At 67.0% G+C, this 11,934-nt stretch carries 13 protein-coding genes; 10 read left to right on the forward strand and 3 right to left on the reverse strand.

From position 1 onward, the window contains the following. Window position 1 precedes the first annotated feature (1 nt). Genes sufD through ASF08_RS21290 form a run of 4 tightly spaced genes read left to right on the forward strand, consistent with a single transcriptional unit; the run spans window position 2 to window position 3,598 of the window. The gene (gene sufD, locus ASF08_RS21275; protein WP_056149301.1) at window positions 2-1,324 is read left to right on the forward strand and encodes a Fe-S cluster assembly protein SufD; all 1,323 of its coding nucleotides are present in this window, start codon (window positions 2-4) and stop codon (window positions 1,322-1,324) included. Between the two features lie 23 nt (window positions 1,325-1,347). Then, a complete protein-coding gene (locus ASF08_RS21280) occupies window positions 1,348-1,965 on the forward strand; it encodes a hypothetical protein (protein WP_162238985.1) in 618 nt (205 codons plus the stop codon). Then, a complete protein-coding gene (locus ASF08_RS21285) occupies window positions 1,962-3,206 on the forward strand; it encodes a cysteine desulfurase (protein ID WP_018043447.1) in 1,245 nt (414 codons plus the stop codon). Before ASF08_RS21280 ends, ASF08_RS21285 begins: the two co-directional genes overlap by 4 nt. Before the next feature lie 11 nt (window positions 3,207-3,217). Next, entirely contained in the window at window positions 3,218-3,598 is a 381-nt protein-coding gene (locus tag ASF08_RS21290) for an SUF system Fe-S cluster assembly protein (RefSeq protein ID WP_018043448.1), read from the forward strand. A 6-nt stretch (window positions 3,599-3,604) separates the two neighbouring features. Here the strand turns inward: ASF08_RS21290 and ASF08_RS21295 are convergent, their stop codons facing one another. Continuing rightward, entirely contained in the window at window positions 3,605-4,198 is a 594-nt protein-coding gene (locus tag ASF08_RS21295) for a Uma2 family endonuclease (protein ID WP_244474603.1), read from the reverse strand. Window positions 4,199-4,356: 158 nt separating this feature from the next. Here ASF08_RS21295 and ASF08_RS21300 point away from each other — a divergent pair, with 158 nt between their 5' ends. Next, window positions 4,357-4,734 carry a HesB/IscA family protein gene (locus tag ASF08_RS21300; protein ID WP_018043450.1) on the forward strand — a complete coding sequence of 126 codons (378 nt, stop codon included), beginning with the start codon at window positions 4,357-4,359 and terminating at the stop codon, window positions 4,732-4,734. Between the two features lie 30 nt (window positions 4,735-4,764). On the opposite strand, the gene ASF08_RS21305 is transcribed toward ASF08_RS21300, so the two are convergent. After that, the gene (locus ASF08_RS21305) at window positions 4,765-5,832 is read right to left on the reverse strand and encodes a GGDEF domain-containing protein (protein ID WP_018043451.1); all 1,068 of its coding nucleotides are present in this window, start codon (window positions 5,830-5,832) and stop codon (window positions 4,765-4,767) included. Window positions 5,833-5,940: 108 nt separating this feature from the next. Further along, the gene (locus ASF08_RS21310) at window positions 5,941-7,521 is read right to left on the reverse strand and encodes a DEAD/DEAH box helicase (RefSeq protein ID WP_056149308.1); all 1,581 of its coding nucleotides are present in this window, start codon (window positions 7,519-7,521) and stop codon (window positions 5,941-5,943) included. Window positions 7,522-7,842: 321 nt separating this feature from the next. On the opposite strand from ASF08_RS21310, the gene ASF08_RS21315 reads away from it, so the two are divergent. The 5 genes from ASF08_RS21315 to ASF08_RS21335 all read left to right on the forward strand — a co-directional run bounded on the left by ASF08_RS21315 (window position 7,843) and on the right by ASF08_RS21335 (window position 11,912). Continuing rightward, window positions 7,843-9,345 carry an NCS1 family nucleobase:cation symporter-1 gene (locus ASF08_RS21315; RefSeq protein ID WP_056149309.1) on the forward strand — a complete coding sequence of 501 codons (1,503 nt, stop codon included), beginning with the start codon at window positions 7,843-7,845 and terminating at the stop codon, window positions 9,343-9,345. A gap of 17 nt (window positions 9,346-9,362) precedes the next feature. Continuing rightward, window positions 9,363-10,091: an aspartate/glutamate racemase family protein gene (locus tag ASF08_RS21320; RefSeq protein WP_018043454.1), complete on the forward strand. Its 729-nt coding sequence runs from the start codon at window positions 9,363-9,365 to the stop codon at window positions 10,089-10,091. Between the two features lie 99 nt (window positions 10,092-10,190). Then, entirely contained in the window at window positions 10,191-10,802 is a 612-nt protein-coding gene (locus ASF08_RS21325; RefSeq protein WP_056149311.1) for a hypothetical protein, read from the forward strand. Next, window positions 10,795-11,163, forward strand: a complete 369-nt coding sequence (locus ASF08_RS21330) for a transcriptional regulator (RefSeq protein ID WP_056149313.1) — start codon at window positions 10,795-10,797, stop codon at window positions 11,161-11,163. Before ASF08_RS21325 ends, ASF08_RS21330 begins: the two co-directional genes overlap by 8 nt. Window positions 11,164-11,201: 38 nt before the next feature. After that, a complete protein-coding gene (locus tag ASF08_RS21335; protein ID WP_056149315.1) occupies window positions 11,202-11,912 on the forward strand; it encodes a di-trans,poly-cis-decaprenylcistransferase in 711 nt (236 codons plus the stop codon). Window positions 11,913-11,934 lie beyond the last annotated feature (22 nt).

Here is an 11,934-nt window from a genome sequence, read left to right on the forward strand (position 1 = left end):
TATGGCCGACATCACCCCCTTGCGCACGGCGGCCGAGACCGGCCTGTCGAAGCTCTTCGAAGCCACGAAGATGAAGTACCCAACGGGCGTGTCCATCGCCCGTGAGGAGGCCTTCCGCTATTTCGAGGCGGTGGGCCTGCCGACCCGCCGCGTCGAGGCGTTCAAATACACCGACCTGCGCTCCGCGTTCCGCGATGCCGCCCACCCGGCCGAGATGCCCTCCGCCGACACCGCCAAGGCGGCGGTGGCCGAAGCGAAGGGCTTTGCCGGGATCGACGCCGTGCGCCTCACCTTCGTCAACGGTCACCTGATCGCCGACCAGTCGGATCTCGGCCGCATCCCGGCCGGCATCACCGTGACGCCGCTCAACGAGGCGCTGACCACCGGGAACGCGCTTCTGGAGAAACTGACGCCCGTTCGTCAGGCCTCCGAGAACCCGATCTACCAGCTCAACACCGCCTTCCTGGCGGACGGCGCGCTGATCAGCGTGGAGGCCGGGGCCAAGGTCGAGACGCCCTTGCACTTGCGCTTCATCGGCACCGGCACGGAAGCCTACTCGACCGCCACCCGCGTGCTGGTGACGCTGGGGGAGGGCGCGGAAGCGCTGATCCTGGAGAGTCACGAAGGGCCGGACGGCATCGCCTACCAGCCCAACGATGCCATGGACGTGGTGGTGGCCGATAACGCCACCTTCCGGCACGCCCGCCTGAACGCGGAAGGCCGCGAGGCGGTGGCCTTGTCGACCCTGTCCGTGAAGCTCGGCGCCGAGGCCGCGGTGGAAACCGTGAACGTGGTGGTGGGCGCGGTGCTCTCCCGGCATCAGGTCTACCTGAACTTCGCCGGGGCCGATGCCCGCGCGGTGGTGAACGGCGCGGCCATGCTGAACGGCAAGCAACTCTCCGACACCACCTTCCTGGCCGACCATGCCGCCACGGGCGGCGTCAGCCGCGAGCTGTTCAAGACCGTGGTGGATGGCGAAGCCACGGGCGTGTTCCAGGGCAAGATCATCGTCCAGCAGGCGGCCCAGCAGACCGACGGCAAGATGATGTCGGCCTGTCTCATCCTGTCCGACGAGGGCCAGATGATGAACAAGCCCGAACTGGAGATCTTCGCCGACGACGTCGCCTGTGGCCACGGCGCCACCTGCGGCGCACTCGACGACGACCTGCTGTTCTACCTGATGCAGCGCGGGCTGCCGAAGGCCCAGGCCGAGAGCCTGCTGGTCCAGGCCTTCCTCGGGGCGGCCATCGAGTCGGTCAGCCACGAGGGCGCGCGCGAGGCACTGATCGGCACGATCGAGGCGTGGCTCGCGGCGCGAGGGTGATGCAGCAAGGTTATTCCCCGGGCTTGGCCGCGCGGCACCTGCTGCGCGGCCCCCTGAACGCGCGGGACGCCATGCGGGAGACACTCGCGCAGGGCGGTCTCTCGGAGCCCTGGCGGCTTGCCCTGTTCGTCCTCGGCACCAGTCTCGTGGTTTTGGTGGATCTCAGCGAGACTTCCCCCATCGTCCTTCTGTCAGACCATGTGGGAACCCTCGATTCGGGCACGGCCGTCGCCCTACGATTGGCATCCTACACTACGCTGTTCCTGGGAGCGGTGGCTGCACTGTACCTCGTCATCAGCGTCGGCACCTGGGCATTTGCGCGGGCGACCTCCGAGAGGCCGAGTTTGGCGACGGTGCGCACCAGCGTCGCTCTCGCGACGTGGGTCGCGGTGCTTCCCTCGCTCGGGCTGACCCTGATTTTCGAGGCCCTGAACCAGGGTTCGGCAGGCAATGTTCTGATCTTCTTCCTAGGGCTCGCCTATATCGGGTTGTGCCTCTCGGAGGCGACGGGCCTCGCCTCCGCCAAAGCCATGGCGTTCGCGATGGCCGGGTCGATCCTCATGCTCACCCTGGTTCTCATCCTGGCCGTCGGCCTTTTCGGCGATGTCCTCAGTGACTTCTTTGCAGGAGACGCGCCATGAACGCACCCGTCCCGAACACCCCCTACGACGTCCAGGCGATCAGGGCCGAGTTCCCGATCCTGGCCCAGAAGGTCTATGGCCGGCCGCTGGTCTATCTCGACAACGCGGCCTCGTCGCAGAAGCCGCGCGCGGTCATCGACGCCATGGTGAACTGCATGGAGACCGGCTACGCCAACGTCCATCGCGGGCTGCATTTCATGGCGAATGCCGCGACCGAGGGGTTCGAGGGCGCGCGCGAGACCACGCGGCAGTTCCTCAACGCCGAGTCCACCGACGAGATCATCTTCACCCGCAACGCCACCGAGGCCTACAACCTCGTGGCCTCGTCCATGGGGTTGCTCGGCCAGATCGGGGAGGGGGACGAGATCATCCTCTCGATCATGGAGCACCATTCCAACATCGTGCCCTGGCACTTTCTGCGCGAGCGCAGAGGAGCCGTCATCAAGTGGGCGCCGGTGGACGACGCGGGCAATTTCCTCGTCGACGAGTACGAAAAACTGTTCACGCCGCGCACCAGGATGGTGGCGATCACCCACATGTCCAACGTGCTCGGCACGGTGACGCCGGCGGCCGAGATCGTCCGCATCGCCCACGCTCACGGCGTGCCGGTGCTTCTGGATGGCGCCCAGAGCGCGGTCCACCAGGAGATCGACGTGAAGGCGCTCGATTGCGACTTCTTCGTCTTCACCGGCCACAAGGTCTACGGCCCCACCGGGATCGGCGTGCTCTACGGCAAGAAGGAATGGCTGGAGCGCCTGCCTCCCTACCAGGGCGGCGGCGAAATGATCCGGACCGTCTCGCAGGACACGATCACCTATAACGACCCGCCGCACCGGTTCGAGGCCGGAACGCCGGCGATCATCGAGGCGGTGGGCCTCGGCGCGGCGCTGGAATTCATGATGACCCTCGGGCGCGAGAGAATCGCGGCGCACGAGGCCTCGCTGCTCGCCTACGCGCAGGAGCGCCTCGGAGCCATGAATTCCGTGCGGATGATCGGCACCGCGAAGGGCAAGGGCGGGGTCATCGCTTTCGAGATGAAAGGCGCGCATGCCCACGACATCGCCACCGTGATCGACCGGTACGGCGTCGCGATCCGAGCCGGCACCCATTGCGCCATGCCGCTCCTCACACGATTTGGTGCGACCTCCACCTGTCGCGCCTCGTTCGGCCTGTATAATACCCATGCAGAAGTGGACGCCCTCGCCGAGGCACTGGCCAAGGCCGAGATGATGTTCGCCTGAGGATCCACACCATGAGCGACTCGACCATCACCGGCGGAGCCAACACCCCCGCCATCGCCAGCGATTCGGCGATCCCGCCCGAAGAGCTCGACCGGCTGACCGACGCCATCGTCGCCGCTTTGAAGAGCGTCTACGATCCCGAGATCCCGGCCGACATCTACGAGCTCGGCCTGATCTACAAGGTCGACATCGCCGACGACCGCACGGTCGCCATCGACATGACGCTGACGGCGCCCGGCTGTCCCGTGGCCGGCGAGATGCCGGGCTGGGTCGAGACGGCGGTCGCCGCCGTGCCGGGCATCCAATCCTGCAGCGTCACGATGGTATTCGATCCGCCGTGGGACCAGAGCCGGATGTCGGACGAAGCCCGCGTCGCCCTCGACATGTGGTAGCACGCCTCAGTTGATCGGTGCCTCGCGGTGCGGGGCAAACGTCATGCTGTCGTAGACATCCGTCATCCGCAGCCTTGCCCCGATGATCGGCAGATCGATGGTGTCGTCGATCGCCTCGAAGGCTTGTGTCATCCATGCCTCGCCGTCGCGCCGATACAAGGTCGCGCTGGGCCACCGGGTCTCCACGAGCAGGATGTAAGCGATCGTCGGATGACGCTTGTACTCCTCCAGCTTCCGGAAGCGATCGATGGTGCTCGTCGAGGGTGACAATACCTCGACGACAAGTCTGGGTGTCCGGCTCTCGTAGCTGTCCAAGATGAGATCGCCGCATTCCACGGTCACGGCAGGCCGGTGCAAGGTCGAGATCCCCGTGCGCAGGCCGATATCGTCCGTCGTCGGCCGACACCCCGTTCCGCGAAGCTGGCCGTGGAGAGCGGCAATGATGTTCACGGTGACGCGGTCGTGCTGCGCACTGGCACCCGTCATCATTTTCACGTGCGGGACCGGCACGCCATCGACGAGTTCGTAGAGAAAATCCTGGCGTTGCTGCCAATCAAAGAATTCTTCTACGCTCATCAGGCGTCGTGCCGTCTGTGCCATGAAATCCGTCCTCGGCCGCCCGGGATGATAGCATAATCCGAAGACCGCCGGCTGGTGCCTCATGACGACAGTGGACCGCGGCCTCCGCCATCCTTATCTTAACGACGTACCATCATCCTCAACCGCCCGGGCCTTGAACCCGGCTGCCGGAGAGACCCATGCTCAAGAGTTTCAAGGTCCTGTCCCTCACCGACGCAGCGGCGGACCGGATCAAGGCCATCATCGCCGATGCCGAGAAGCCCATCGCCGGCCTGAGGGTCGGTGTGAAGAACGGCGGCTGCGCCGGCATGTCCTACACGATGGAATATGCCGAAGGGCGCAACCCCGGCGAGGATATGGTGGAGGATCGCGGGGTGACGGTGTTCGTCGACCCGAAGGCGCTCCTGTTCCTCCTCGGCACGGAAATGGACTTCAAGACGACTAAGCTGTCGTCCCAGTTCGTGTTCAACAACCCGAACCAGACCTCGTCCTGCGGCTGTGGCGAGTCCGTCGCGATCACGCCTGCCAATCCCGAAGCGCTCCGCGCATCGGCCTGAAGCGAGAGCGGCCTCAGTTCGCGGAGGCGCTCAAGCGACGGCCGTGAGCGTCTCCAACGCGACGCGGGAATCGTCCACGGTCCGGTTGCGGCCGTCGCGCTTGGCCATGAACATGCACTGGTCGGCGCGTTCGAGGAGGGACACGGCAGTGTCGCCCGGGCGCGACGTGGCGACCCCGAGGGAAATCGTCACTTTCCCGAGGGACTCTCCCGTGGTCCGCTTCACCAGTTCACGGCCCATCACGCTGGCACGGACCTTCTCGCCGATGGCGACGGCCGCGGCACGGTTGGTCTCGGGCAGGAGAATCCCGAATTCCTCACCGCCGAAACGGGCGAGGGTGACACGAGCCTTGAGATGCTCGCGCATGACGATGGCCACGAGCCGGAGCACCTGATCGCCCGTGAGGTGGCCGTAGACGTCGTTGAAGCGCTTGAAGAAATCGACGTCGATGACGATCAGGCTGGAGGGGATCGCCTGGCTGGCGGCGCCGTCGACCATCTTGCGCAGGCTTTCCTCGAAGTGCTTGCGGTTGGACAGTCCGGTGAGGGGATCGGTGAGGCTCTCCAGCCGCGTCGCTTCCAGGGTCTCGCGCAGGGTCTCGATCTCGTTGCGGCTTTCCCGCATGCGCGCTTCGAGGGTCCGGTTGCTGGCGGTGATTTCCCGGGTGGTCGAGACCAGGGTCGTGATGATCTCGCGGACGCGGGCGCGGTTCTGGTCGGATACGTCGAGGTCGTGCGACAGGGCCTGAAGCGATTCGCCGTATTGGGCCGTCGAACCCAGAGAGAGGTCCATCACTTCCATGATGCCCTCGATCTCGGCCAGCATGTTCGCGTTCATCCGCTCGGTGGCGGCGACGAGGCGGCGGCTGTCGATATAGGTCTCGTAGAGGGAATCGATATCGGCATCCGAAAGGCTACCGTTCTCGGTGGTCAGCCCCTTGATCGCGTCGTTCATCAACGGCTGCGTGCCCGACACGTAGGTGTACCAGACGGCATAGGCCTGGGGCGTCGCCGAGGAACCGTAGTCACGCATCAGGACGTTGGCGCGGTCGGCCAGAGCGAAGGTTCTCTCCCTGTCACCGTAGCTTCCGTGACTCATCGACCCCGTTCGCCCCCTGATCCGGCATCGATGGCCGGGGAGCGCATGTTAGCGGATGGATGGTGGAGAGCCCGTTAAAGTATCGGGAACAGTTTGCGGACCCGCGCGTTACTTTGCCTTTTTGATAACGACCGGACGCAGAAGGAAGGCGGGCACATGCTCACCCAGACCGAGCGGCGTGTCACCCTCTTCGTCGTCCCGGCGGCGGGGTGAGGGACGGCGTTCGTCGCGGCTACGGTCGGGGGCTGCCTTGCGCGGATCCGGGGTGCGCTGCTCCTGCGGAGGACGCGACGGCTCGCGCCGGCGCGGGGCCTCACGCGGCGTATCGGCGACTTCCTCGTGAGCGGGGGGGGCAGCGACGGCGGCCTCGGCCCGTGCGGGCTCGGAACGCCGGGCGGGCGGACGCTCACGGGACGACGAGCGCCGTCCCTCGGGCTTGGCCGCCTCGGAGCGACCGCCTTCGCCGCCGCGCGAGCGCCGCGCGGCATCGCCACTGCGTCCGCGGTGGCGGGTCCGGGTCTCCCCCTCTTCGACGACATCCACCGACGGCTCGGCCAGGGTGCCGAGATCGCCCTCCGCCCAGGGAATCGGCTGGCCGATCAGGCTCTCGATGGCGGTCACCGAGCGCTCGTCGGAGCGGGTCACCAGGGTGAAGGCATGGCCGGCACGACCCGCGCGGCCGGTGCGGCCGATGCGGTGGACGTAGTCCTCTGGATGATGCGGCACGTCGAAATTGAAGACGTGGCTGACCGCCGGGATGTCGAGGCCGCGGGCCGCGACGTCGCTCGCCACCAGCAACGGAACCTCGCCGGAGCGGAAGCCGTCGAGGGCGATGGTGCGGGCGCGCTGATCCATGTCCCCGTGCAGGGCCGCCACGTTGAAGCCGTGGCTCGCCAGCGACTTCTGCAGCAGCGCGACGTCGCGCTTGCGGTTGCAGAAGATGATGCCGTTGTTGAGATCGGCCTCTCCGCGGATGAGCCGGCGCAGGAGGTCGCGCTTCTCGTGGCCCTCCGAGCCCGCGGCCACCAGCTTCTGTACGATCGTGGTTGCGGTGGAGGCCGGACGTGCCACCTCGATCCGCTGCGGGTTGTGCAGGAAAACGTCCGCCAGCCGCTCGATCTCCGGCGGCATGGTGGCGGAGAAGAACAGGGTCTGGCGCGTGAACGGCACCATCTTCACGATGCGCTCGATGTCGGGGATGAAGCCCATGTCGAGCATCCGGTCGGCCTCGTCGATGACGAGGAGCTCGACGCCGGTGAGCAGGAGCTTGCCGCGCTCGAAATGGTCGAGCAGGCGACCGGGCGTCGCGATCAGCACGTCGGCGCCGCGCATCAGCTTGGCATCCTGCTCGGCGAAGGAGACGCCGCCGATGATCAGGGCCACGTTGAGCTTGTGGTTCAGGCCGTAGCGATCGAAATTCTCGACCACCTGGGCCGCGAGTTCGCGGGTCGGCTCTAGGATCAGCGTACGCGGCATGCGCGCGCGCGCCCGGCCGTTCTCCAGCAGGGTGAGCATCGGAAGGGTGAAGGCGGCGGTCTTGCCGGTCCCGGTCTGGGCGATGCCGAGCACGTCGCGACGCGCCAGAACATGCGGGATGGCTTGAGCCTGGATCGGCGTCGGGTCCGTGTAGCCCGCGGCCGTGACGGCCTGGAGGACCTTGTCGCTCAATCCGAGGTCGGCAAAAGACATATGCTGATGTGAACCGTTGCGCGCGGGAACTCGTACGGGTCCGCGCGGAGAAGATCGTCATGAGCCAGGCTTCGAGGTCCGTTCGAAAAAGATCGTTCGAACACTAGACCAGCCGCGCACACGCGTTGCGGGACACTTAGAGCCTTGAGGTGTCTTGTCAATCGACCACTCGCCGAGCACCCTCGCTTATCCGGTGCATACCGCACCCTACGGGATATCGGCCGAGTGAGCGGGAGTACTGCCAAGCTGGCACACGCCCTGCTTGGGCCGACGCCCATCGGACATGGGCTTCGGCCCTCTCGACGAAGGAGGACCGGGCTCATGTCACACAGCGCATCGATCACCGAACCGGCCGCGTCTGGAGGCGCCGTCCCCACATCCCATGCCGACGTGGTGATCAAGCCCGGCTACGACGACCGCCTCACCAACGAGGATCTGGCCCCCCTCAGGAAGCAGACCTGGGGCACCTACAATTTCTTCGCTTTCTGGATGTCGGACGTCCACAGCGTCGGCGGCTACATCACGGCGGGCAGCCTGTTCTCCCTCGGCCTCGTGAGCTGGCAGGTGCTGGTCTCGCTGCTCGTCGGCATCCTCATCGTGCAATTCTTCTGCAACCTCGTGGCCAAGCCGAGCCAAGTCACGGGCACGCCTTATCCGGTGATCTGCCGGGCCTCCTTCGGCGTGAAGGGCGCCAACATCCCCGCCATCATCCGGGGCCTCATCGCGGTGGCCTGGTACGGCATCCAGACCTACCTCGCCTCCAGCGCCTTCATGATCGTGGCCTTGCGCTTCTATCCGGAGCTGAAACCCTATGCCGACGTGACCCAGTTCGGTTTCGCCGGCCTGTCCAGCCTCGGCTGGGCGGCCTTCATGGCCCTTTGGGTGATCCAGGCCCTCGTGTTCTGGCGCGGCATGGAGGCGATCCGCAAGTTCATCGATTGGGCCGGCCCCGCCGTCTACGTGGTGATGATCGCCCTGGCGGTCTACCTCGTGGCCAAGGCCGGCGTGTCGAATGTCGGTCTCACGCTGGGCGAGGTGAAGTACCAGGGCTGGGACGCCCTGCCGGTGATGATCAACGCGGTCGCCCTGGTCGTCTCGTACTTCTCCGGGCCGATGCTGAATTTCGGCGACTTCTCACGCTACGGAAAGTCGTTCCCGGCGGTGAAGGCCGGCAATTTCTGGGGCCTGCCGGTGAACTTCATCGGCTTCTCGCTGCTCACCGTCATCACCACCTCGTCGACACTCCCGGTCTTCGGCCATCTCATCATCGATCCGGTGGAGACGGTGAGCAAGATCGACAACACCTACGCGGTGGTGCTCGGCGCCTTCACCTTCATGACGGCGACGATCGGCATCAACATCGTGGCCAACTTCGTCTCGCCGGCCTTCGACTTCTCGAACGTGGCGCCGCAGCACATCAGCTGGCGCATGGGCGGCATGATCGCGGCCGTGGCCTCGATCTTCATCACCCCGTGGAACCTCTACAACAACCCGGCCGTGATCCATTACACGCTCGACATCCTCGGCGCGTTCATCGGCCCGCTCTTCGGCATCCTGATCGCCGACTTCTTCGTGGTGCGGAAGCAGCACGTGGTGGTGGACGACCTCTACACGATGAGCCCGACGGGCACGTATTGGTACGATGGCGGCTACAACCGCGCCGCCATCTACAGCGTCATTCCCTCCGCCCTGGTGCCGGTGCTCTGCGCCGTCATCCCGGCCCTGGGGAGTCTGGCGAACTTCAGCTGGTTCATCGGCGTGGCCCTGGGCTTCTCGATCTATCTCGTCCTGATGCGTAAGACGGCGGTCACGGCCAAGGCCTGACCGGAGACCGATTCCCTTTGCGCATCCTGCTGATCAACCCCAACACGACCGACTCCGTCACCGACCTCGTCACCCGGCATGCACGGCGGGTGGCGGGCGACGCCGCCGAGTTCGTGCCGGTCACCGGGCGCTTCGGCGCCCGCTACATCACCAGCCGGGCCGCGTCGGCGATTGCGGCCCATGCCGCCCTCGACGCGCTGGCCGAGCACGCGGAGGGCTGCGACGCGGTCTATCTCGCTTGTTTCGGTGATCCGGGGCTCGGGGCGCTCCGCGAGATCTCCCCCCTTCCGGTGGTGGGAATGGCGGAAGCCTCGTGCCTTGCCGCCACCGCGCGGGGAGGGCGCTTCGCCATCGTCACCGGGGGCGCCCTGTGGGGGCCGATGCTGGAGGAGTTCGTGGCGGGGATCGGCCTGTCCGACAAACTCGCCGGCATCCGCACCATCGCTCCCACGGGAGACCGCATCGCACGGGACCCCGAAGCGGCCCTGGCGGATCTGGCCGCCGCCTGTACCACCTGCGCCCTCCGCGACGGGGCGGACGTGGTGATCCTCGGCGGAGCGGCGCTCGCCGGCCTCGCCGAGCGCATCCAGCCGCAGGTTCCGGTGCCCGTCCTGTGCTCGGTGGAAGTGGGCACCCGCGCGGTCCTCGCCGCCGCGATCTGCGGCTTGCCGCCGGGGCAGCCGGCACCGTCCATCGAGAGCATCGGCCTGTCGCCCACCCTGGCCGAGCGGCTGGCGCAGGATTGAAGGAGGCCCGCAGCCGATGACCCCGCGTGCCGGAAGGCACTTGCGGGCGGCCGCCGGATCGGCTTACTTTGCGATACAAAGTTGATCCGGGAGCATCGGATGTCCGATCTCGACAAGGCCCTGGCCGATATCGTAGCGATCCGCGCGCAGCTCGCCCGCGGCGACGCCTTCTGCGGGTTCGGCCCTTCCGCCATCGCCGCCACGGGCGTCCTCGCCCTCGGCACCGCCCTGGCCCAGCATGCCTGGCTCGACGACCCGACCGGGGAGCCGCTGCTGTTCCTCGGCGGCTGGATCGCCACCGCCCTGGCCTCCGCCGGCCTCATCGGCGCCGAGATGCGAGCCCGTTCGCGGCGCGACCATGTGGGGCTCACCGACACGGCGATCGTGAACGCGGTGGAGCAATTCCTGCCGGCGGGCGCGGCGGGCGCCCTGCTCGCCTTGGTCCTGGTGCGCGTATCGCCGGAAAGCCTCTGGATGCTGCCCGGCCTGTGGCAGGTGCTCGTCAGCCTCGGGCTCTTCGCCTCGGTGCGGTCCCTGCCGAAGGGCGTCGCGCTGCCCGGCGCCTGGTACATGGTGGCAGGTCTCGCCGTGCTGATGCTGGCCAGTACCGACCATGCCCTCTCGCCCTGGACCATGGGCCTGCCCTTCGCCATCGGCCAGTTCCTCATGGCGGCGATCCTCTACCGCGCCCGGGAGGAGACCGATGCCTGAGGCACCTTTCGCTTATGACGGCCTCGACCGGGTCATCCACGAGAAGGCCCGGCTCGGCCTCCTCACCTCGCTGATGGCGGCCCCGAAGGGCCTCGCCTTCGGCGACCTGAAACAGCTCTGCGGCCTCACCGACGGCAATCTCAGCCGCCACCTCCAGGTGTTGCAGGAGGCCGGCCTCGTGGAGATCCGCAAAGGTCATGGCACGGGCCGGGGCGGTACGCGGCCGCTCACCACCTGCCACCTGACGCAGGCCGGGCGCATGCGTTTCCTCGACTACCTCGCCGTCCTCGAACAGGTCGTCCGGGACGCTGCCAAGGCCGCCGAAACCGCGAACCTCCCCCTCGTCGCCCGACCGGCCTGACGCCCGAAATCCGTCTTTTTTTACCAAGGAACTTTGTAATGCAAAGTGAACAGACACCCGGCCTGCATGTCGGGATCATCATGGACGGCAACGGGCGCTGGGCCTCGGCGCGCGGCCTGCCCCGCGCACTCGGCCACAGGGAAGGTGTCGAGGCGATCCGCCGGGTCGTCGAGGCGGCGCCGAAGCAGGGAATCGGCACCCTCACCCTCTACGCCTTCTCCTGCGACAACTGGCGTCGGCCGGAAGCGGAGGTCTCCGCCCTGATGGGGCTCCTCCGGCTCTATCTCCGCAACGAGGTCTCCCGATTGGTGGAGAACGGCGTGCGGCTCAGCGTGATCGGCCGGCGCGACCGTCTGCCCGAGGGTCTCGCCGCCGCCATAGGCCGCGCGGAAGCCGCGACCTTCGCCGGGAAGGCGCTGCATCTCCGGATCGCCGTCGATTATTCCGCCCGCGACGCCATCCTCGCCGCCGCCCTCGCTGGCGCCGGCGATCCCGGCATCACCCGCACCGCCTTCTCGGCCCTGGTGACGGGCGATGCCTGCGTGCCCGAGGTGGATCTCGTGATCCGCACCAGCGGCGAGCAGCGGCTCTCCGATTTCCTGCTCTGGGAGAGCGCCTACGCCGAACTCCACTTCACGCGCCGCCACTGGCCGGATTTCAGCGCCGCCGACCTCGAAGAGGCGCTTGCCGCCTACCGGTGCCGCGACCGGCGATTCGGCGGATTGGATGCCACGTCCGCCGCCGCCTGAGGGGATCGAGACAGGAGAAAGG

The sequence above is a fragment of the Methylobacterium sp. Leaf85 genome (assembly GCF_001422125.1).
Classification (GTDB): Bacteria; Pseudomonadota; Alphaproteobacteria; order Rhizobiales; family Beijerinckiaceae; genus Methylobacterium; species Methylobacterium bullatum.